This is a genomic window from Pseudoalteromonas maricaloris (assembly GCF_024746855.1).
In the GTDB taxonomy this organism is placed as follows: domain Bacteria; phylum Pseudomonadota; class Gammaproteobacteria; order Enterobacterales; family Alteromonadaceae; genus Pseudoalteromonas; species Pseudoalteromonas maricaloris.
The window spans coordinates 1,362,435-1,385,349 of sequence record NZ_CP024625.1 but is presented as its reverse complement, the minus strand read 5'-3'; the positions used below and the strand labels follow the sequence as shown (position 1 = coordinate 1,385,349).

Genomic DNA, 22,915 nt, shown 5'->3' with positions numbered 1-22,915 from the left:
TTATCCAACTTTTACTTGCTCAACATGTTTATTTATGTCGAGTACTTCTGGGTGTGCTTTTAATTTTCTCTTCAGTTCAGGAAAACTAAATTCAGTCTTATTATCGAAGAGCTGAAAAACTTTCTGTATTGCTAGATAGTCATCTGGTTCGTCTAAAGTCAAACGCCAACCAGATAAATCCTCATGATAACTATAATCAGCGACCTTCAAGTTTTTCACTATATACTGTGTCAGGTGCTCTCTCTCAAAATCTTGGCTAGCACTGGCATGTGCTTGTGCTAGCGCTGCGAATGTAAATACCTCGGTGTCAAGGCCATTTGGAAATCCACAATGAGGACCCGCGCATACATAATCAAAATTGTTGCGGATATTAAAGAAATGAGAAACGACCTTAGCGGTTTCATAGGCATCAATCAAAGGGCAATCACTAGTACAGCGAACAAGTACTGTATCTGGTTTCGCGTTTACTAACTCTGCTGCTAAGTAATACCTGCTGAGCACATCGTGAGTATCCCCCTCAACAAACCTTACCCCCAAAGACTTACACAGTTCGGTAATTGGGGTTTGGGAGCCATCATTGGTTGTTGCTACAATAATTTTGTCTTTGAAAGGGGATAAGCGCTCAATCATAACCTGAAGCACTGGATGTCCACACAAAGGCAACATCACTTTTTTCGGCAAGCGAGTTGATGTCATCCGCGCCTGAATAATTATATGAAAGTCCTTATTTTTTAAGCTTTCATAAATAGAGTCACTTTGATTCATACTAATAACTAAAATACTTCAATGCTTTGTTATCGGCCAAACCAATAACTAATTTAATAACAATTCCATTTTAACCCCAGAGAGACTTTCATCATCGAGCTGATCAGGTTCCAAAGTCTTGAAACCCATTTTAATGTACGCTTTCACAGCTGGGATATTAGACTTATCAACGCCCAAAAACACTCTCTTAAGGTTGTATTTGTCTTTTGCTATTGTGATAAAAGCAAAAATTGCCTCTTTCGCAACTCCCTTGCCATGCCAATTTTTATCGCCAATCAAGATCCCCATTTCAGCCGAGGTCCCACCAGAATATTCTGAAAGAATAAACTTCACGTTGCCAATATGCTGCTCAGCTTCCTTTGTAAAAATTCCATACAAATAAGTATCTGGCGTATTATTTTGTGTATTGATATATGTCACTAAATCGTCGGTCGTTTGTTGTCGGTTTAAAATAAACTGACTGACGTCACTATTTAACCATGAAAGATAATCAGCGGTTGCGTCGGACGGAGTTAACCCTCTCATTTTGAAACGCTCGGAAACAATCATCATTTTGTGCTTTCCCGTCTAATATCAAATATCAGTCTTCAAAAAGTTGTTAATATTAATTTAACCTTTTAAAACCAGCAGTTGTCGGAGTAACCTCCTTCAGCACTTCAGGATCATGCAGAGCGACTTTTACTGCTTTAAATGCATTGTCTACTGCAGATAGATATTCATCTACGTGTTCTTCTTTATGTGCATACATTGCATAGAACATATTTGTGGCTAACACTCCTTGGTTTATCATCTGCTCTATAAAATACGCCTTCAACTGCAGTGGGTTATCATGCTCGAAAGAAAAATGACACAGGGCATCAATACCAGAAATATGAATGCTCAAACCATGTTTTTCAGCAAGAGACTGCCAACCGGCTTTAACCAGTGCACCAATTTTTTGAAGATGATCATGCACGTTATTTGCTTCATAATAACGTATAGTTGCTAGTGCTGCGGTCGGACCCACTCGCTCCGTCCACATCGTACTGGAAATGAAACTTGATTGTGCAGCATCCATCCACTTCTCTTTTCCGATTATTGCGGCCATCGCATAACCATTCGCTAATGCTTTAGAAAACACGGCAATATCAGGTTCTATACCAAGCAGTAAATGCGATCCTCCACAATTAATTCTGAAACCCATCGATATTTCATCAATTATTAATGGGATACCCAGTGTTTTGGCTATTTTTCCAACGAAACTCCAATACTCTGAATTAGGTGCAATATTACGCATTGGCTCCATAACAATAGCGCCCAGCTCAGGGCCATGTTGCTCAACAACCTCTTTTAGAGAGTCAATGTCATTATATGAAAATGGTATTGCAGTGCCAGCCAACGCTTTTGGAACCCCCGCTGGAGATAAACCCGCAATTAAATGCTCATCTAGGTTTTCTTTCGAGGACACATTTGCCGCCAAGTACCAGTCATGCCAGCCATGGTAACCACAAAATGCAATTTTATCTTTTCCCGTCGCGGCGCGAGCAATTCTTACTGCAATTGTCATTGCCTCTCCACCGCACCTTGCGAATCGGACTTGATCTGACCATGGATGCAGCTCTACTAATTTCTCTGCCAACATGACTTCTTCCGGACAGTTTAAACTAGAACTAACCCCATTATTGATTGTTTCAATTACAGCCTGATCGACGGCAGGCTCAGCATACCCTAGAATGTTTGCCCCTATGCCTGATATCGACATATCAAGATATCGTTGCTCATTGAGGTCCCAAACATAACAACCTTTCGCTTTGCTGAAGTAACTTGGCCACACACTTTGATTAAACATGTCGGGTCGCTTTGACAATAATTGTGAAAGACCAGGGATCAGTTGCTTCGCTTTTGCTTGCATTTCAGTATTTTTATTCGTCATGATTTCTCAACTAACATTTTCAACTTCACTGATGAAGCAAAGTTAGTACCAATTAGATGGTAACTAACCTTTAAATTTGGCTTGAGTCACTTTTAATCTTCAGTAAACAACTCCTTCAGGGAAATCAAGGGTAGTTTTACTGACATTTTTCACTCAAGAATCAGATTTCAGTAAAGTGTAAGGGAATTTTAAATAAACAGCTAATTTTAAAAGAAAATGGGGGGAAACGTAGAGAGTAACAAGCCATGCAAAACGTTTATTATTTCTGGTTTAAGCTGGCTCCGAAGTGTCTACTCATTAACTTCGGAGCCGCGACAAAATCTTGTCACCCTTTTACATATCGACTTTTACTGACAAAGTCTATTTCTTTGGCGGTAGTATTCAGGACATTGCTTAAGAAAATCAACCCAAGCCTTTAACGCTTTTCTAAAATACGGAACCACTTCGTAATCATCACCAAAGTTATGAAGAATTGAAATTAATATTGATGACGTATAAAGAGCTTCACCTTCTAGTAACTGATACAAGCCTAAATGATCTGCAGAATTTCTAAATGAGTACAAATACCTGAGACTTTTCAGTAAAACTTCTTGCGCAGATTCCCGACAATCAAACTCTTCTTCCAAAAGCTCCACCATTGTGCCGCACAGCTGCTCAAACTCTTCTTCGCAAAGTAGCTTTTCCATAGATGCAATGTCAGCTTTAGCTGCAAAAAGGTTAGTTTTGATATGCTCCACAACTTGGTGTTTATCAACTCCCCTTTCAGGCAACAAAATGTCTTTACTCTCCAGTGGTATAGAGTGCTTAATCTTTGCACCATTACTACAGTTGTAACAGTTTACATTTTCTTTAAGAAATGATTCTAGAATCCTTTCCATTTGACAGTTGCCAACATACATAAACTCATCAGAAAGTACCGTTTCACAAAAGTTTCCAGGGATCCTGACTTGCCCCCCTATTTTGGTTGGTTCAATGACAGTCTCACCTTCTTCACTGTAATAAAAGCTTGCCTTACTATGATGATGTTCAGGGTCTATGTAGCCATTATCCACACCAAACAGATAGATGTCTTTAAATCCAAGATGACATGCATAACTCAGCGCAGTATTGCCCACTAGAGGATTTGAAAATGAAAGGCTTCGAAGCACTTTATTTTCATTCCTGTAGTGAGATAGTTGCAACATTTGTGTACCTGACTCACCAGGTTTAAGCGCCATTCCCGCCCATCCAAATAGACCAGCCACATCAGGATGCATCACATTAGTAACAAGCAAATTTAAGTCTTTGCGCATCGATTCCGGTATATGCTGCTTGAGGAAATAATAAGTTGATTTAGTTCGTTCCAGTGCAACGTGAAAATCGGGAATAATCCCATGCTTTATTAATGCTGTAGTCGCTGAGTTACACGCGAATATAATGACTTTATCTTGGATCCGTTTTAGCGGTTCAATATTGGCGTCTAATGAAGGACCGTTTGCAACCACTACGGCTGGTATATCATGCAATAGCGCTTTATCTTGCTGTTCATTGGCAGAAAACATGAAGTTGCAGTTGTTTTTAACATTCCCCAATGAGTTAGCTATCCCGATCATTGCATCATCGAAGAAGCCAAATCCCGCGAAAAACTGGTGGTAATTCTTTTTAAATTCCGCGATCCATTTATTTACTTCAACTGATGGGTAATGCTGATAAAACCAAGAGTGGCAGACACTGGCTACACTTATTTCTCTTGAGCGTGAATAAACCTTTTCGTAAATTTCATGTTCTGTGACCCCTACACCTAGATAAAGGTAAGCACCTTGAGCCTCAATTTTTTCAAGTATAGAAACCCAATCGGAAACAAACAAACTAGCAAAAAAGTAGTCTTCATTCGGTTCAAAAATATTTACGTAACCAGCTTTACAAGCATCGATAACGTCTTCAAGGTGATAGCCAAGCCCAATACCGAAAATCATCTTGTTTGGAACTGCACTACCTAACTTCTTAAATGGCGCTAAGTTCGATTTCGTCTCAACAAAGATTTCCCCTAAGTTTCGCATCAATTCAACATGAAGAAACTCGATGTCACCATTTTCAACAAATGCAACACCGGAGTGGTCTAAACGTCCAAGAATTGGATTTTCGATATTTTTCTGTGTCTGCTTTTGTATTTGTGAAACTGGGTCTTCGCTATACATCGGTACACCAGTTTTATAATCAATAATATTGGCGCTGCCGTTAGGGTTAACAAATAAATTAAACAGCGAGTTTGGCTCGTAGGTTAAGTATTTTTCGTAAATTTCTGGAAAGTGTGATTTGAAGGCTTTGAGGTTTCTTTCAAATTTTAAATTGGCAGCTTCTATAAACAACTCTTCTCTCAGCGCCTGTTCTTCCACGGCCTTTAATTTTACTTCAAGAGTTTCTAACTGGGACTTAATTGGATCCATGATATTATTTGAACTCGTTATATTTCTTGATTGAGGATTGTTTTCGCTGAATCTTCAGCAACTGCTCTCGGGTACTTCTTTTTTCTTGATTCATACGTTCAATCACTTCATTCAACATTGCGATTGACTCTTCTAAGTAGACCCTTTTTTCTTCAACATCTTCTATCAAGTCTGAACGCTTTTGAATATATAAACAAAATTTCTTTGTTTCTGTTTCAGCGAGTTCCATCTCACCTCTTTGAAGGTGTTCGAAAATCAAACACAACAATTCCCCGAGTTCGTCTCTATGCTGGCTATCCATGACTAGCGTCTTGAGAAGCATTATTCAGTGTTTTAATGCGGACATCTACAGGGATCGCATCCCAAGCTGATTTAATTTCTTTCAACAGGTTAGACACTTCATCTACGATGGCTGAATCATTTTGTACTGATGCATCCAGTAGCCTATCCATCATATAACTATACAGGGCATATAAGTTTTCTGTTACTTCACCACCAACATCAAAGTCCAAGCATTCACGTAACGCTTCAATAATTGCTGATGCTCTTGAAATATGTTCGGATTTGGCTTCAAGGTTTCTTTTATCAATAGCTACCTTTGCCAGTACCATTTTTTCAATAGCGCCTGCCATCAACATCTGGATAATTTCATAACGATCCGCACCTGCCACTCGAGTTTTAAGCGCTTCTCTCTGGTAATTCTTAACTTTTGCATTATACATGTTCAATCCTCTCTATTACTTGGATTTGGTAAAGCCTGGAAGATTAGAAAGTTGAGCCCCCAAATAAGATTGAGTTTGCTGCATTTGCGCGATAAGTACATCAAGCCCTGCATATTTTTGACGTAAGCTAGCTTCAAACGACTTTATACGCTCCTGGTGATTTATGACATCGTCCTCTAAATCGTCAAGTTGAGCATTCAAACTAGTCTCACGTTGTTTCATAAGTCCATCTGAATCGACGTAGTTTCCGAGCAATTCTTCTAATTTTTTGGCTACACCATTTTCCCCTGCAAATGCTGTACCAATATCATCGTAATTATCATCCATTGCTTCGTTTAAGCTGCGAACTAGTGATGACTTTTCTAAATAACCTTCTTTATTAACACCAAGGCCCATGTCAAACACTGACTCAAATGGTCCAGCATCAGTCAACGTAGAACCCAGAGTAGAAACCAACTGATCACTCAATGCTCTCATCGAAGCATCACCATTTAGAGGCTTTCCGACTCGTGTTTGCAGGCCAATCATTCCTACGAGATTATTGTAATTTGTAATCAACTCATCGACGAGCTTAGTGACAGACTCTCTGTCATAATCTACGTCCAATTTAGCTGTTAATTTTGTACCAGATGTGTCCTCAGGGCTAACTTCGAGTGCTCTTATCGTCATATCTTGAACAGCATCTTTAAATGTGTTTGTATCGCTGTTAACTGTAAGGCCATCTACCGTTATAATTGCATCTTGAGCTTTATCCGCATCCGCAATTACCATGCCACCGGACGGGTTTGTTGTCGCGTCATATGTCTCAATAGCATCAAGCTCAGCAGTATCACTTGTAATCACCAGGTCGTTTCCATCGCCACTGACATTTGACGTAAAAACAAGTTTGGAGCCTACATCGGGATCACCTGTGTTAATAATATTGGCAGTGATACCGAAGTTGGTATCTGATGCATTAATAGCATCTCTTAACTCAGCCAGAGTCATTCCAGCAGTTACTTCTAAATCAAATGATTTATCTGCACCTGCTGAAAAAGACAAAGTACCACCGCTTGCACTTACAACTGCGTCGGCTGAAGCAAAAGCACCGTCCGCAGAAACGGCTCGGCTTCCTTGCGCCAATTGTTCTACAGCAATCTTGAAATTACCCGTAGAAATATCTGACGTTGGTGTTACGCTGATGATTTCAGCACCATCTGGTTGACGAATATTCGCGATTCGCTTGCCAAAGTTATCGATGTCCGCTAGTTTTTCAATTGTGTCTTTAAGTTTTGAAATGGCAGATTTAACCTCACCGACAGAAGACAACTCAACTTTCAGTGATTCTTGCTTTGCAGCAAACCTTTGCATCTTGGGTACGTTTTCCGCATCCACAGAAGCTTTTATAATTGACTCTAAATCAAGCCCTGAGCCAACACCCGCAGATGTAATAAGTGGCATAATCTACCTCCAAATCTATATCAGGCGGTTCTATCAAATAACACGCCACGCTTTGTAAGTTTATCGGCAAACTCTTCCAAAGCCTTAGCTACTTCCCTAAACTCTTTTGAAGGAATTTCCCTAATTACTTCATTGCTAGACTTATCTAAAACAAGAACAACTGGAGGATCACCCTCTTCATCAAGTTGAAACTGTAAGTTCGTAGCCGTAACGGGGATAACATCGTTTAGTCTTGCTAAATTGTCTTTAACTTCTGATATTAACTGTTCATTACTGCTAGCACCTTCGCCATTATGCTCAGGTGAATCTTCAGGTTTTACTCCATCTGGAGTATTACCGCGTTCATTGTTTAATTCTTGTCTTGGTTGCTTAATCAGTTGGCTATCAACCGAATAGTTTAGCCCTTGAGAAATTTGAACATCACTCATCTAGACCTCCTGTAAAGCCTATAAAGAGTATACGCCAAGTTCGCGAACATTCCCAAACTTGACGCTTTTCTCAGAATATTACCCAAGTAACGATAGTGCTACCTGTGGACGCTGATTAGCTTGGCTCAAAATAGAGCTACTTGCTTGTTGTAAAATCTGCATCTTAGTCAGGTTGGCTGTTTCTTGAGCAAAATCGGTATCTCTAACTCGAGATTGAGCTGCTGATAAGTTTTCTTGGATATTTGACTGGTTACGAATAGTTGACTGGAATCGGTTTTGTACCGCACCAAGCTCAGCACGTTTCTTATCAACTACCGCAATCATGGTATCCATTGCAGCCAGTACTTGCTGTGCATTTTCTTGCGAAGATACACTAATTACGGTGGCAGCCATGTTGGTGAAACCAGCGGTAGCCTCTGTAACTCCAGTACCAACATTACTGATACCAGCAGCTAATGTTGACATTGTTTTTCCTGATACTGCTGACGCAATGCCGGCGATACCAGACATTGTGAAGCCACCATTTGCTGTCAAAGAGTTAGAGCCGTTTGAAGACGAACCAACGTCTTTCATACTAAAGCTTATAGTCTGAACGGCATCAGAGCCAACTTGGAAATTTGAATCATAGGTGCCATCTAGTAGATTTTGACCACCAAAAGTTGTGTCTTTAGCAACACGGTTAACTTCCGACGCCAATGAGCGAATTTCTTCTTGCAGTGCTAATCGGTCTTCGTCTGTATTCGAACCATTTGATGCTTGTTGCGCTAGCGTACGAATACGCTGAAACATTTGTGTCGTCTCATCCAAAGCACCCTCTGCGGTTTGCGCAAGAGAAATACCATCATTCGCATTTCGAATACCTTGGTTTAATCCATTAATTTGTCCTGTTAGACGGTTCGAGATCTGCATACCTGCAGCATCATCTTTTGCACTGTTTATTCTAAAGCCTGATGACAATCTTTTAAAAGAAGTATCAAGCGCACTACCTGAGTTCATCAATTGTCTTTGTGCATTCAATGAACTGACATTGGTATTAACGTAAATAGCCATAATAGCCTCCGCTTTATAATACATATTTCAATGCTGCGGGATACCCCTACCCTGCAGTATTGAAGAGGTTAGAGTACTAGATTGATAGTTCTCTAACTCTTCTATCGACTATAAAAGAGGAAGCTTTAGCTTTTTTTTAAAAAAATTTAACTCATTAGCCTTGTAGTAGACTTAAAGCTGCTTGAGGTCGTTGATTTGCTTGACCTAATATAGTTTGGCTAGCTTGTTGTAAAATCTGATTCTTCGTTAACTTTGCAGTTTCTAAAGCAAAGTCTGCGTCTTTTACTCGCGATTTCGCTGAGTTTAGATTTTCAGATACGTTCGACTGATTTCGAATGGTCGACTGAAAGCGGTTTTGAACAGCACCCAGCTCTGCACGTTTTTTATCCACCACTGCTATCATTGCATCCATCGCTGCGAGAACTTGTTGAGCATTTTCTTGCGAAGAAACACTTATCAAAGTTGCAGCCATGTTCGTAAAACCGGCAGTCGTTTCTGTTACTCCGGTGCCAATATTACTAATACCAGCAGCCAACACTGACATCCCTTTACCTGAAACCGCAGACGCAATCCCCGCTATTCCAGACATAGTGAAACCACCATTGGTGGTCATTGAGTTGCTACCGTTTGCAGAAGAGCCAACTTCCTTCATGCTAAAACCAATTGTTTGAACGGCATCTGCACCTACTTGAAAGTTTGCAGAGTAGGTTCCATCAAGTAGATTTTGACCACCAAATGTTGTATCACTTGCGACTCGATTTACTTCAGCTGATAGCTGACGAATCTCTTCTTGGATCGCTAAACGGTCTTCATCGGTATTAGAGCCGTTTGCAGCCTGTTGTGCAAGCGTCCTAATTCGCTGGAACATAGAGGTGATTTCGTCCATTGCACCTTCAGCTGTTTGAGCAAGAGAAATACCGTCATTCGCATTACGGTTGCCTTGTTCAAGTCCCATGATCTGTGAATTTAATCGGTCGGAGATCTGTAAACCTGCAGCATCATCAGCAGCACTATTTATCCGCAAACCAGATGATAGACGCTTGAAAGAAGTATCTAGTTCATTACCTGAATTAGTCAATTGTCTTTGTGCATTAATTGCACTGACATTGGTATTTACATATAAAGCCATAACTCACTCTCTTTTTGCCAAATCAATATCTAATTGATAGATAGTTAAATGACAAAGCGGCATGCATGTTTCAGGTTTTCTTTTTACTAAGGCAACCAATTGCCACTTTGACGCCAAAATTAACTCTACTGGGTTTAAAGCAAGTTACAGGCCAAAAAGACACAAGGTTATAGACATAGCTAAAAATTTAATTTAAAACCATGATAAATATGAAATTTATAGATTTCTATTTTGAAATTTGGATATAGAGATTATCTTAGCGTCAATTTACTGTGCTTATTTGAGCGGTACTCATATACCGTGTGAGCGATGCTCACCAATAAATCTTAGACAAAATAGCCTAGGCATTGAAGTCGCTGGTTAAATAATCTGTGCATCGAACATCTAATGCCTTATCCAAACCTCATACATTGATTTAGCGGCAAACAAACAGATTTTACGCTCTATATATAGTTGGTATAAAGGAAGTTATATGAAGTAAAAGAGGGGCTGGCTAGCCCCTCTTTAGTAAGTTTGAGAGTGAGTGTCATTTTTTTAACACAAACTTGGCATGGTATGTGCTTTAATTAACGTGTTCATTGTTTTAATGAACGCTATTGGATTTTTTAGCTCCTCCGCTTTATCATCCAATTCGGTGCCTAAGCAAATACCCCATCTGGCTTAGGCACCTTTTACCATCCTAGTTAAATTATCCTAGTAGACTTAGTGCAGCTTGAGGACGTTGGTTAGCCTGGCTTAGAATTGTTTGGCTTGCCTGCTGTAGAATCTGCATTTTAGTCAAGCTAGCTGTTTCTTGAGCAAAGTCAGTATCTTTCACTCGAGATTTTGCAGCTGATAAGTTTTCCTGAATATTCGATTGGTTACGAATAGTTGATTGGAATCGGTTTTGTACCGCACCAAGCTCAGCTCGTTTCTTATCAACTACTGCAATCATTGAATCCATCGCAGCTAACACTTGTTGTGCATTTTCCTGTGACGATACACTAATGATTGTAGCTGCCATGTTGGTGAAACCAGCTGTCGCTTCTGTAACACCTGTACCAACATTACTGATACCAGCAGCAAGGGTCGACATTGTTTTGCCAGTTACCGCGGAAGCGATCCCCGCGATACCAGACATTGTGAAGCCGCCATTTGCTGTCAAAGAGTTGGAACCATTCGCAGACGAACCAACGTTTTTCATGCTGAAGCCAATTGTCTGTACTGCATCAGCACCGACTTGGAAGTTAGCCTCGTATGAGCCATCTAGTAAATTTTGTCCACCAAAAGTTGTATCTTTTGCTACACGGTTAACTTCTGATGCTAAAGAACGGATTTCTTCTTGAATCGCCAATCTGTCTTCATCAGTATTCGAACCGTTTGAAGCTTGTTGAGCTAGGGTACGCATACGTTGGAACATTGAAGTTACTTCGTCCATTGCCCCTTCTGCAGTTTGAGCAAGAGAGATACCGTCGTTCGCGTTACGGTTACCTTGATTAAGACCATTGATTTGTGAAGTCAAACGGTCAGAAATTTGTAGGCCTGCAGCATCATCAGCAGCGCTGTTGATACGAAAGCCTGAAGATAGACGCTTAAATGATGTATCTAGTGCGTTACCAGATTGCATTAATTGTCTTTGTGCGTTCAATGAACTTACGTTAGTATTTACATAAAGTGCCATGATGGTTCTCCCACTTTAAATCGAGTCTTTCACTCTCAAACTTAGAAACTTTCCAACCTTTGAATGTTTTTCACTCTCCGGCTTGGTTATTTAAGTTATCGGTCGGCAAAAATTTTCCTTTAGTGTTTTTTTTAAAAAAAACATAAACAACTGATTGAACGAGACTTTTTGTTTTATATGGAACAAAGGACAGGAAGTTATGGCTATGAGCTTATACTGAAGAAATGTATTGAAAGTACTATTACTTTCAATACATTAAATTAGATAGTAGTGTTTTAGGCTGTTTTGAAGAAGGTAACCTTTAAAGGCTACCTTTTTAACGAATGTAGTCTAATAAAGAAAGGTTAGTTAGGCGGCCAAATGTTGCCTGAGAGGCCTGTAATGCAGTTTCATGCTTGGTGAGCTCTGAAATCGCTGAATAAAAATCGACTTCAATTAAAGCCGCTTTATTTGCTTTATTATCAACGTCCAAGTCTGAATTTGCATCAGATACAAGCTTTGCAGCATTTAACCTGCCACCAAGCCCCGCTTGTCCTTGCGATATTTTAATCTTGGCATTATCTAGGCCAGTAATGCCATCAGCCAGTACCTGTTTGTAATCATCACCCGTAATGCTGGTGTCTCTCAATGACGTAATCATAGATTCTAATGTATTTAGAATGTTTTCCTTCTGAGGCTTTTCCAAATCAAAGCTTATTTGGCCTGGCGCAGCACCAGCGAAGTCAAACTCCATGCCAGCGACTTTAATAGTTCCGCCTTCTGCAGTACCGGTTGAAATAACCGTTCCCCCCTGCTCAAGCTGGTAAGTATTTGGCGTACCCGCTGTCACCACTAAGTCAAAGGTGTTTGCACCTGCAGGCGCACTTGGATCCGCGTTGTAATTCGCTTTATGAAACTTATCAAACACAGCTTGCTCATCTACATAAACCGATGCAGAGGTGATACCACCAGAAACCACACCTGTATTTGAAGTAATATTCAGTCGCTTCTCTGCACTTTCAAATACATCAAAACCGTTATCACTGGAACGTATCTCGACCCCTTCAGAGACTTTTATTTTATGCTGTCCTTGGTCACCGTTATATACGTACTTTCCAGTGGCAGAATCAAAGCTGTAGGTTTGCGTATTATCTTGGTAGCCGGAAAATATAAACTTACCATCCTCACTTTTTGAGTTCATCAAATCCAAAATAGTATCTTGGATTGACTCTAACTCATCAGCAATCGCTTCACGGTCAACGTCAGATAACCCACCGTTACCTGCCTGTATCGACTTCGCGTAAGCGCTATCAATGGCCGTTTTAATATTTTCTAGTACTGACTCTTGAGTATCTAATCTCGAAGACAACATTGTCAGGTTCTTAGTAAACTGATCGTTTGCTTGGATCCTGTCATCAAAAAGCATGGCTCTTGCAGTCGCTGAAGCATCATCAGAAGCACTCAATACCCGCTTTTGCGTGTTCAGCTGCTGTGTTGCTTTATTCACGTCTTGCTGATTACGCAAAATAGAATTGAGATTAGAATTAAAAATTTGATTTTGAGATAAACGCATAATTACCTCGCTGCACTTAATAAGGTATCGAACACAGTTCTTGCTGCTGAAATGACTTGCGCTGAAGCCGAGTAAGACTGTTGAAAACGTAACAAGTTGGCCGCCTCTTCATCTAGGTTTACGCCCGATAGAGATTCAAACCATGCGCTTGACTGATTGGCTAACGCTTCAAATGCCGCGCCATTGGTTTTTGCTTGATTGGTGATAACCCCTACACCAGTGACAATATCGGCATATGCTTCATTAAAGGTTTTATGGCTTTCTGTACTACCTGTAGACTCTACATTTTGTCTAACTAAATCCGATGATTTCAGACCATCGAGCGCTGCACCATTACGGTTGTCATCAAAGCCACCAGTGTTAAAACTAATCTCAAAACTATCACCGGTATTCGGCGTACCCTCAATATCGAAAGTGAAGCCAAGATTATCAAAAGGTGCAGGCGCAGCTCCCACTCCAGAAAGAATATCTTTGCCATCCGCAGGAGCCGTAAAGGTATGCGTTGTACCTGAATTACTGGTTAACGTATATTCGTTAGCGTTGGCTGTTTTTGTCAAAGTATAAGGACCATCATTCAACGTTGGCGGCGTTCCCGCAGTAAACGCACTGGTCGCAGGATCGGTATCAGTGACGACTCCAGCTGAAATGGTCGCCGTACCATTATTGTCTGCTGATTTTTCAGTACGAATTGGCGACGCTAATGCGAGTGCTTCTGGTCTTTGAGTTGCAAGCTCCAATCCAGTTGCAGCCTGTTGATTTAATTTCACAAGAAATCTATCTCCTGTTGCACCACTGCCTGTTACGTTCATTTGTAAGCCAAAATAATCGCCCGTTCCCGTGATGACTCCACCTGCAATATTACCAGTCGTCGGAGTTCCGATAGGATTGCCTTTGGCATCTACAGCTGTTATTTCAACGGTTGTTGCGCTGGTATAAGTAACTTGGAAATCGGTAGCTGGCAACTCATTGCCGCGCCCTGGCTCAAGGGTTGCCGTAAGCGCTGCGGTGCCTGTATTCTCGCTGTAAGCAAAGCCACCCACGGTAGGTATTTTAAATATATCTCCACCTATGTTGCCATCTAAGTCCATTCCCAATCTATTTTGCTGATTAAAAGCATCGGCTAATGCGAGGCCAATTTGACCTAGTTGGTTTTGTGCCGGGATCAACACTTCATCTCTAAATGCCAGTAACCCGCCGATTTTGCCTTTCAAGCTGCCACTATCTAACTCGAGCTGCACAACATTTTTATCTTTAATGTCTAGGATTAGTTCTTTATGGTTAGGATCTGGGTTGCCTTTCATCGCGAATAAATTGAAGGCTCCACCTTGCATCACAAGTGCATCCCCAGTGCCTAAAAATACGAGCTTCTCGCCATTTTCACCATCGAGTGTTTCTATATCTACAAGTTCAGCGAGCTCCTTGATAGCTTGATCTCGCTCGTTAAGTACACTGTGATCGACATTGTTCAGATTGAGTGCTGATTTACTCGCTACTTGTTTATTTAATTCGCTGATTTTTTGCACAAGATTGTTGGCTTCTTCTGAGAAAATATCCAATTGCTCGTTCACAATACTGTTTTGATCAACAACAATACCTGACAGTCTATCCATTTGATCAACAAGGCCTTGAGCGCCCGTCATAAATAAAGAGCGGTTAGTTGTCGATGAAGGTAAGTTAATCGCGCTTTGTAAATTGTTAAACATCGAGTTGATACTCTTGCTCAGACTGTTTGAGTCTTGTGCAAACAACGTATCAACGCGGCTTGCCTCAGTGACAAACTGCTCATAGTAAGACTGATTAGAAATATCACGATTTAATTGCTGCTGCGCAAATTGGTTGAGCAAACGCACGGTTTCACCGCGGCCAACCATGCCACCTATCATTGTTCCGTGTTCAGTCCGTTCACGGATATACCCTTTGGTATTTAGGTTAGCGATGTTTTTACTGGTGGTTTGTAGTAACTCAGAGTTAGCCCTAACCCCTGCTGCACCAATATTTAATAGATCAAATGACATCTCATCTGACTCCCTTTGTTAGCGCACCGGATAAGAAATCGGATACATCAATACGCTTTAAAACTGACTTAATTTTGTTGGCATAATTCGGATCGGTCGCGTAGCCTGCATTTTGAAGCTCACTTAAATAAGCATGACTATCACCAGCCTTGTTTAAGGCTTGCTCGTATCTCGGATTACCTTTTAGGAAACTGACATAATCATCAAAGCTTTGTTCTAGCGACTTATAAGCACGGAAATCGGCTTGCTTTTGCACAGGTAACCCTTGCTCAAATTCAAGTGTCGATTTTCTGGCACTTTCACCACTCCAGCGGCTATCCGCTTTGATATTGAATAGATTAAAACTGCTACTACCATCTTTTTTGCTGATGATGTGCTTACCCCAACCGGTTTCCAGTGCAGCTTGTGCAACCATTACCGCAGGGTTCAAGCCTAGCTTTTTCGCAGCTGTTTGAGCGTATTCCCAAATTTTGTCGACGAATTCCTCAGGAGAACCAAAGCCTGTTTGTTCACCGCTTGAGGTATCTGCCTTAACATTGACAGCCTGCGGTTCAGGTTTACGTACACTCTCACTCGCTGTCGCCTGTCTTTTAAAGGAAATATCGCCGTCAGATCTCATTACTGAGGCAGGCTTATACTTTTCAGAATTAGGAGACAACTGCTGCACAATCAGATCTGCAAGTCCTAAGCTGCCCTGCTCAGATAAATGCATCGAAAGTTGCTGATCATGCATTTCTTCAAAAAATTTGACACCACTAGAGTTAAATGGACTGTCTTTATCCTCTAGCGCCTCATTCGCTTTACGCATGCTTTGTAACAACATTTGCGTAAAGATAGACTCAAACTGTTGTGCCGCCTTTTTCAATGCCTGATCTGAGGCACCTTGATCGCCAGCACCTTTCAGCGCCTCTTTACGGATCGAATCAAGGTTTCCTAGGTCAAAAAAGCTTTGATTTTTCAATTGGTCGGTGTTCATACACTCAGCACTGTTTGACGTTAATAACTATACAAATAGAAATGCAAAATCCGAGCCAAAAAAAAGCCTCACAATTGTGAGGCTAACTAGTTGATTAATAATAGAACATCAAATGACGACTAATTGACCATTTATTGCGCCCGCTTCTTTTAGCGCTTCAAGGATCGCCATTAAATCACCAGGCGCTGCGCCAACTTGGTTAATTGCCCTAACCAAATCATCAAGGCTCACGCCTGGGTCAAACACAAACGCTCGAGAGTCGTCCTGATTTACGTCGATAATACTTTGCTGCGTCACTGTTGTTTCGCCATTCGCCAGCGCATTAGGTTGAGACACATTTTGTTGCTCAGCAATCGTTACGGTAAGGCCGCCATGAGTAATTGCCGCAGGCTGCAACTTGACATTTTTGCCGATAACGATAGTACCTGTGCGCGAGTTAACGATGATCTTCGCAGCGGTATCCGCTGGTTTGAATTCAAGATTCTCTAGCGTAGATAAATACGCAACGCGCTGAGACGGATCTCTTGGTGCAATCACTCGAACTGAAGCTGCATCCATAGGTTTAGCACTGTTTGGTCCAACAAGACCATTGATAGTGTCGGCCAAGCGCTTTGCGGTAGTAAAATCTGGTCTATTCAAGTTAAAGGTAATGTAATCCCCCTGAGTAAACGGACTTGGTACTGCTCGCTCCACTGTCGCGCCATTTGCCACACGCCCTACTGTCGGGGTGTTGATCACAACTCGACTCCCGTCGGCACCATCAGCGCCTAAACCACCGACAATCAAGCTACCTTGCGCAATTGCATATACGTTACCATCAACCCCTTTAAGAAAGGTCTGAAGCAACGTGCCGCCTCTCAAACTACCTGCACTACCAATAGATGACACAGTAACGTCAATGGTTTGACCGGGTTTAACAAAAGGTGGTAAGTCAGCATGAACCGCAACAGCCGCAACATTTTTAATTTTTGGCTTTAAGCTTGCGGGCATCGTTATGCCAAAGCTGTTCAACATCGCTTTAAAGCTTTGCTCGGTAAATCTGGTTTGCTCACCAGTACCAGGCAAGCCAACAACTAGGCCGTAGCCAACCAGTTGGTTTGAACGAACACCTTCAACCATACTGACATCTTTAACTCGCTCAGCAGATGCCAAAGAAGAAAAACCAACCAACGTAATGGCCGCACCGATAAGCAAAATATTCTTAAGCATATTGTTCATTTTCAGCACCTTAAAACGGCATCAGCGCGCTCATAAAGAAACTCGTTAACCAACCTGCGCTTTGCACTTCTTGTTGGTCGCCTTTACCTGAATATTGAATTCTGGCATTTGCCACTCGATTGGACTCAACGGTGTTATCTGCGGTCACATCCTGAGGTCTTACCAATCCTTCTAAGCGAATAAATTCCTCGCCAGTATTGAGCGTTAACCACTTTTCGCCGCGGATCACTAAATTACCGTTAGGCAATACTCGGGTGACATTGACCGATATATTCCCGAATAAGCTATTTGACTGATTAGATTTCGAATCACCAGAAAAAGAAGAGCTGGATTTAGCACCAAACTGTATCGCTTCCTTCCCAATATTGATGGCATTGCCGCCAAGACCAATCACAGGGTCTAAGCTTGAATCACTGGATTTATCCAGCTCAGAATTCGCAGCTTTGGTCGCCTGAGTCGTTTCTCTGAGTACGATGGTAATAATATCACCGACTCTTAACGCTTTTTTGTCAGCATAAAGATCATTGGAAAACTGCGTATTAAACAATGACCCTGTTGCTACCATTTGGGCTTGATTATCCTCGGGGTAGATAGGTGCATAATACGGATCGTCACGCACCACATTTTTATTTTGTGTTGTACTACATCCAGATAATGCAGCGACCGTTACGATGGCTAAATATAATGCACGCATAATACCCCCTACCCAATTACAACTGTTGATTAATGTAGCTCAGCATCTGATCTACCGTTGAAATCACTTTTGAATTCATCTCGTACACGCGTTGTGTCTCGATTAGATTTACAAGCTCTTCGGTAACATTAACGTTTGACGTCTCAAGTGCGCCTTGAACTACTTTACCTAACCCCTCAACGCTTGGGTTACCTTGTACAGGTGCACCACTTACCGCAGTTTCTGTGTACAGGTTTTGACCAATTGGCTCAAGACCTGATGGATTAATAAAGTCACTGATCGTCAACTGCCCAATGACAACGTTTTCAGCTTGCCCTGCAACGCGCACTGATACTTCGCCATCTTGAGAAATAGTGATTGACTGTGCATCGTCGGGCACATTCATCTCTGGTAACACAGGAAAACCCGCACCTGAAGTAACTATCCGTCCTTCTTCATCCGTCGTGAACTGACCGTTTCTTGAATACGCAGTTGTGCCATCTGGCATCTGAATCTCAAAAAAGCCCGGCCCTTGGATCATCCAATCCAAAGAGTTTTCGGTACTTAACATATTACCTTGAGAAAAATTCTTTTGGTTAGCAACCACTTTGGCACCTGCACCAAGCATTAAGCCCGATGGTAGTTCTGTATCTTGAGAGCTGCGGCCACCTGGCTGATTGATGTTTTGATACAGTAAGTCTTCGAATATCGCGCGGCTCTTTTTGTAGCCGACGGTACTGGCGTTTGCCAAGTTGTTCGAAATAACTGAAATATCAGTTTGCTGAGCATCTAAGCCTGTTTTACTTATCCACAATGCCGGATTCATAATCTCTACCTCACTCTTAAACTATGCGTAGGAGCGAAGTGTGTCGCTCATCTATTTCTTCAGCTGTTTTCATCAGCTTAATTTGCATTTCAAATTGTCTTTGATGGTTGATCATATCCACCATCTCATGAACGGGATTGACGTTGGACATCTCTAAGAAGCCACTCATTACTTTTGCAGTTGGAGATATTTCACAAAAACCACAGATCCCATCTTCTAACTTATCTTCTTTTGGTCTATAGAGCCCGTCATTACCTTTCTGTAGCTTACTATTATCTGCTTCAATAATTTTCAGCCTATCAACCACCTCAAGAAAGTTAGCGGGGGCACCTTGTGGACGCACTTGAATAGAGCCATCGTCACTAAACACCACTTTATCAACGGGGATAGGTAAGACAATAGGTCCACCTTCGCCAATAAGTTGACGCCCGTGAGCTGTGACTAACGCACCGTCATTACGAATGTTAAGCGTGCCGACTTTGGTGTACGCTTCTTCGCCCGACGCATCAACGACGCTGATCCACGACTTATCATCTACTGCAATATCAAGCTCACGGCCAGTTTCAACGATTGCACCACCGGTCATATTAGTACCTGGACGTTCTTGCATAGCAAAAACCCGAGAGGGTAATCCTTCTCCGAATGCCTGCATTGAACGCGCTTGAGCAAAATCTGCTTTGAAGCCAGTCGTGTTGGCATTAGCAAGGTTATTCGCTTTGAGTGCCACACCGCGTAAGCTCTGCTTAGCGCCTGACATTGCGATATACACCATTTTATCCATGACGATGACCTATAAAATTCAAACTTAATCTAGTTAATGCAAACACAGTGCCAAAGTGATGAGATGTTTTTGACGGGCATAAAAAAGGCTGCCTTTGTAGCAGCCTTTGGAGGGCATAATATATTATCGGATCTGTAATATATTTTGTTGTAATGTTGAGTTAACCTCAAGCGCTCGAGAGTTCGCTTGGAAGTTACGCTGGGCACTGATAAGGTCAACTAACTCGTTTGTGAGGTTGACGTTCGATTGCTCTAACGCCGATGAACTAATACCACCAAGCGTACCTGTGTTTGGCTCGCCTGCTAGTGGCTCACCGGAAGATAGACTTTTCTTCCACTCAGTATTACCAATCGCTTGGAGGCCCTGAGAATTCGGGAAGCGTACGAGCGCGACTTGCCCTAGGAAAGTCGAGTCACCGTTAGTGTATGAAGCTACTACTTTGCCATCAGTACCAATATCAATACCAGCTAGTCGACCTACGGTTGCACCGTCTTGTTCCAGAGCTTTCACTTCAAATCGACCTGATGAATATTGTGTCGGTAACTTCTGAGCCGTGTTTGCTTCATCACGCCAGTTAACAACAATATCATTCGGGAAGGTTGCGCCGTTTTCTAACAAGTTTGACATACCAATAGTTGGATCGACCGCATCTTGAGGACCTGCAAGACTAAGCGGGTTAAACGTCGTACCCGTATTGTTACTAAATGTCAGTGGTGAAGCTGATGGATCATCCGCTGTTTGTGAAGGAATACCACTTGCGTCAAAACGAAATACGCTTACTGGAGTGTATGGCACAGGTGGTGTAGCGGTTGGGTCAATTTGCTGCGCATTGTGGTTAAATGGCTTATCGTCCATTGTTGCGTAAGTTGACCATTCATTATCCGCCGTTTTTCTGAAGAATAGCTGCAGTGTATGTGATTCACCCAGTGAGTCATATACCGTAATTGCCGTTCTTGAGTTATACGATGCACTTTGCGTAGGATCGAATGCAATCGTAGGTGGCTGCGCCGTTGCATCTAGATTAAATGATGTATAAATTTGCGATGTTGCTCGAGGAGACCCTGATGCATCTGGAATTTGAATTGGCGATGTTGTGCTTAGACTCAAAGACGTTGTATCACCTGTTGATGGATCAACAGGGAAGCCTTGCAAGTAGTCACCTTTTGCATTCACGATAAAGTTGTCTTTATTTAATTTAAATGCACCAGCTCGAGAATACGTAAAATCCTGTGATTGAAGAGAATTTGACATGGCAAAATAGCCTTCGCCCTCAATCGCCAAGTCTAGCGAGTTCTGCGTGAACTTTAATGACCCTTGGTGAAACTGCTGCGCTACCATAGTAGTTTGTACACCATCACCATTTTTCGTTTTGCCAGAGCTAAAAACCGAAGACGCGTAAACATCAGCAAATTCTGCGCGAGATTCTTTAAAACCCGTCGTGTTCACGTTAGCAATGTTATTTGCTGTTACGTCCAAGTCTTTTTGCGCGGCGGCAATACCTGTCAGTGCTATATTGAAACTCATACTCTCACCTCTAAGTTCTTAAGGTTAATTCTTTAAAACTACTATGCTATTTCAGCAATATCAGTTAAGCGCACCGCGCCTTCTTTGGTATTAATGACGATGCCGTTAGCACCATTAACATTAACACTGTCAATATTTCTAAATGTGGCCGAAGGTAAAGTCTGATATTCACCTTCAATCATGCCTTCGGCTTTTATGGTGTATTCCCCAGGGGGCATCATCTCGCCATCTTTATTCTTACCATCCCACTCAAAACGCACAGCGCCTACACTTTGCTCACCAAACTCAAGCGTCTTAACAATCGCTCCAGATTCGTCATAAATACCCACAGATAAATTCTGCACAGGCTCTTGGACAATCACCGAGCCCTTTGTAAGTGCATCATCACCATGTTCTAACGTCGTTGATTCGAGTAATGCTTTTTTACCAATCAGCGTTGATGCTTGAAGCGCTGAGTTAGAAGTCATTGATGCAGCTAACGAGTCAAAATTCTCATTTAGCTTTGAGATCCCCTCAGCCATAGTAAAGCTTGTCATCTGCGCGATCATTTGATCGTTGTCCGCAGGCTTACTTGGATCTTGGAAAGAGAGCTGTTGAGTAAGCAGCGAGAAGAAATCTTCTTGCGATAGCTCATCTCTGGGCTTTTTCTCCTCGGCCTGTTTTTGCCTATCCCAGTAGAGTGAATCTACACCCGTTGAAGAAGTGGCATTTACATTATTACTCATCAGCTGTTACTCCCAATTTAGCGCTGGCCTAGTTGCAATGTTTTACTAAGCATTTGCTTTGCAGCGTCTGCAACTTGAACATTGGTTTGGTAAGAGCGAGAAGCAGAAATCATGTTTGCCATCTCCTCTACCACATTCACATTCGGTTTATAAATGTAGCCATTTGCGTCAGCACTTGGGTGGTTTGGGTTGTACTCAACTTGAAGCGGCTTGTCGCTTTCAACCACACCTAAGACTTTTACTCCAACTGAAGATCCCGCAACATTGTTCTGGGAAGCTGCAGCTTTGGAAAGTTCAGCGGCAAATACAGGGTGTCTAGCGCGATACACAGTATCCTGACTAGAGCTCACTGAGTTTGCGTTTGAGATATTACTTGCGGTGGTATTAAGTCGCACATTCTGTGCGCTCATTCCTGAACCCGCAATATCGAAAACGTTATATAGACTCATTGTTATGCCCCTTGCCCGCCGAGTGCCTTTTTAAGGCTACTGAACTTACCACCAAGAAATTGCAAACTGGCTTGGTACTCTAATGCATTCTGTACATACAAGTTTCGTTCCACTTGTATATCAACTGAGTTACCATCACCTGTATCTGCTTGATTTGGCGAACGATATAGCTCAGATGAATTACTCATTTTGGTACCACCAGTGAGGTGTTTTGCATCTGTTCTAACCATATCATTGCCGCTTCTTTGCATTGTCTTTGCCGCTTTTAAAGCACTAGCAAAGTCAATATCTTTAGCTTTGTATCCTGGAGTGTCTGCGTTTGCGATATTGCTTGCTAGAATTTCAGCGCGCTGTGAGCGCAGCAGCATCGTATGCTGATGTATACCCAACGCTTTATCGAAACTAATTGCCATTATCTGACTCCAAAAAATTGACTCAGGTATGACAAAGCAATCTTTAGGCCAGTTTTAAAACAAGATTTATTCATTAAATTTCAATGTTTTACATTGTGTTTTTGGAATAATTAAACTTGAGCCAATATTGATGAGTGAAATAAATAAGAGGAAGCGTCTGAAGAGTCAGCGGTTGAACTTAGAAAATCCAAGGTTAATTAGTGTAGACACTGGAACTGCGACTGAGTACAA

22 protein-coding genes are annotated in these 22,915 nt (G+C 41.8%); all 22 read right to left on the bottom strand.

Annotated elements, in window-relative coordinates:
* Positions 1-765: a cytidylyltransferase domain-containing protein gene (locus CTT31_RS05870; protein ID WP_260492175.1), complete on the bottom strand. Its 765-nt coding sequence runs from the start codon at positions 763-765 to the stop codon at positions 1-3.
* A gap of 48 nt (positions 766-813) precedes the next feature.
* Complete coding sequence (locus CTT31_RS05865) at positions 814-1,317, bottom strand: GNAT family N-acetyltransferase (protein WP_211859538.1); 504 nt, start codon at positions 1,315-1,317, stop codon at positions 814-816.
* A 52-nt stretch (positions 1,318-1,369) separates the two neighbouring features.
* The gene (locus CTT31_RS05860) at positions 1,370-2,677 is read right to left on the bottom strand and encodes an aminotransferase class III-fold pyridoxal phosphate-dependent enzyme (protein WP_211859537.1); all 1,308 of its coding nucleotides are present in this window, start codon (positions 2,675-2,677) and stop codon (positions 1,370-1,372) included.
* A gap of 347 nt (positions 2,678-3,024) precedes the next feature.
* The gene (locus tag CTT31_RS05855) at positions 3,025-5,103 is read right to left on the bottom strand and encodes a motility associated factor glycosyltransferase family protein (protein WP_045989525.1); all 2,079 of its coding nucleotides are present in this window, start codon (positions 5,101-5,103) and stop codon (positions 3,025-3,027) included.
* A gap of 4 nt (positions 5,104-5,107) precedes the next feature.
* The gene (locus CTT31_RS05850; protein ID WP_130126599.1) at positions 5,108-5,404 is read right to left on the bottom strand and encodes a hypothetical protein; all 297 of its coding nucleotides are present in this window, start codon (positions 5,402-5,404) and stop codon (positions 5,108-5,110) included.
* Positions 5,397-5,825, bottom strand: a complete 429-nt coding sequence (fliS, locus tag CTT31_RS05845; protein ID WP_039492563.1) for a flagellar export chaperone FliS — start codon at positions 5,823-5,825, stop codon at positions 5,397-5,399. Before fliS ends, CTT31_RS05850 begins: the two co-directional genes overlap by 8 nt.
* A 15-nt stretch (positions 5,826-5,840) precedes the next feature.
* Positions 5,841-7,265 carry a flagellar filament capping protein FliD gene (gene fliD / locus CTT31_RS05840; protein ID WP_211859536.1) on the bottom strand — a complete coding sequence of 475 codons (1,425 nt, stop codon included), beginning with the start codon at positions 7,263-7,265 and terminating at the stop codon, positions 5,841-5,843.
* 20 nt (positions 7,266-7,285) lie between these two features.
* A complete protein-coding gene (locus CTT31_RS05835) occupies positions 7,286-7,693 on the bottom strand; it encodes a flagellar protein FlaG (RefSeq protein WP_211859535.1) in 408 nt (135 codons plus the stop codon).
* 78 nt (positions 7,694-7,771) lie between these two features.
* Positions 7,772-8,743: a flagellin N-terminal helical domain-containing protein gene (locus CTT31_RS05830; protein WP_039492670.1), complete on the bottom strand. Its 972-nt coding sequence runs from the start codon at positions 8,741-8,743 to the stop codon at positions 7,772-7,774.
* Between the two features lie 154 nt (positions 8,744-8,897).
* Positions 8,898-9,872, bottom strand: coding sequence for a flagellin N-terminal helical domain-containing protein (locus tag CTT31_RS05825; RefSeq protein WP_039492569.1), 975 nt, complete (start codon positions 9,870-9,872; stop codon positions 8,898-8,900).
* Between the two features lie 688 nt (positions 9,873-10,560).
* Entirely contained in the window at positions 10,561-11,532 is a 972-nt protein-coding gene (locus tag CTT31_RS05820) for a flagellin N-terminal helical domain-containing protein (RefSeq protein WP_039492570.1), read from the bottom strand.
* A 316-nt stretch (positions 11,533-11,848) separates the two neighbouring features.
* Positions 11,849-13,084, bottom strand: coding sequence for a flagellar hook-associated protein FlgL (gene flgL, locus CTT31_RS05815; RefSeq protein ID WP_211859534.1), 1,236 nt, complete (start codon positions 13,082-13,084; stop codon positions 11,849-11,851).
* A gap of 2 nt (positions 13,085-13,086) precedes the next feature.
* Positions 13,087-15,099: a flagellar hook-associated protein FlgK gene (gene flgK, locus CTT31_RS05810; protein ID WP_099030237.1), complete on the bottom strand. Its 2,013-nt coding sequence runs from the start codon at positions 15,097-15,099 to the stop codon at positions 13,087-13,089.
* A 1-nt stretch (position 15,100) separates the two neighbouring features.
* Entirely contained in the window at positions 15,101-16,075 is a 975-nt protein-coding gene (gene flgJ, locus CTT31_RS05805; protein WP_211859533.1) for a flagellar assembly peptidoglycan hydrolase FlgJ, read from the bottom strand.
* A gap of 108 nt (positions 16,076-16,183) precedes the next feature.
* Positions 16,184-17,284, bottom strand: coding sequence for a flagellar basal body P-ring protein FlgI (locus CTT31_RS05800; RefSeq protein ID WP_010606307.1), 1,101 nt, complete (start codon positions 17,282-17,284; stop codon positions 16,184-16,186).
* 19 nt (positions 17,285-17,303) lie between these two features.
* A complete protein-coding gene (gene flgH, locus CTT31_RS05795) occupies positions 17,304-17,987 on the bottom strand; it encodes a flagellar basal body L-ring protein FlgH (protein WP_010606306.1) in 684 nt (227 codons plus the stop codon).
* A 16-nt stretch (positions 17,988-18,003) separates the two neighbouring features.
* Complete coding sequence (gene flgG / locus CTT31_RS05790; protein ID WP_039492578.1) at positions 18,004-18,792, bottom strand: flagellar basal-body rod protein FlgG; 789 nt, start codon at positions 18,790-18,792, stop codon at positions 18,004-18,006.
* Positions 18,793-18,808: 16 nt separating this feature from the next.
* Complete coding sequence (locus CTT31_RS05785; protein WP_010369280.1) at positions 18,809-19,573, bottom strand: flagellar basal body rod protein FlgF; 765 nt, start codon at positions 19,571-19,573, stop codon at positions 18,809-18,811.
* Positions 19,574-19,696: 123 nt separating this feature from the next.
* The gene (flgE, locus tag CTT31_RS05780; protein WP_039492582.1) at positions 19,697-21,097 is read right to left on the bottom strand and encodes a flagellar hook protein FlgE; all 1,401 of its coding nucleotides are present in this window, start codon (positions 21,095-21,097) and stop codon (positions 19,697-19,699) included.
* Positions 21,098-21,138: 41 nt separating this feature from the next.
* Positions 21,139-21,822, bottom strand: a complete 684-nt coding sequence (locus tag CTT31_RS05775; protein WP_010606303.1) for a flagellar hook assembly protein FlgD — start codon at positions 21,820-21,822, stop codon at positions 21,139-21,141.
* Positions 21,823-21,839: 17 nt separating this feature from the next.
* The gene (gene flgC / locus CTT31_RS05770; RefSeq protein WP_010369286.1) at positions 21,840-22,271 is read right to left on the bottom strand and encodes a flagellar basal body rod protein FlgC; all 432 of its coding nucleotides are present in this window, start codon (positions 22,269-22,271) and stop codon (positions 21,840-21,842) included.
* A 2-nt stretch (positions 22,272-22,273) separates the two neighbouring features.
* Positions 22,274-22,684, bottom strand: coding sequence for a flagellar basal body rod protein FlgB (gene flgB, locus CTT31_RS05765; protein WP_017218088.1), 411 nt, complete (start codon positions 22,682-22,684; stop codon positions 22,274-22,276).
* Positions 22,685-22,915: the final 231 nt, after the last annotated feature.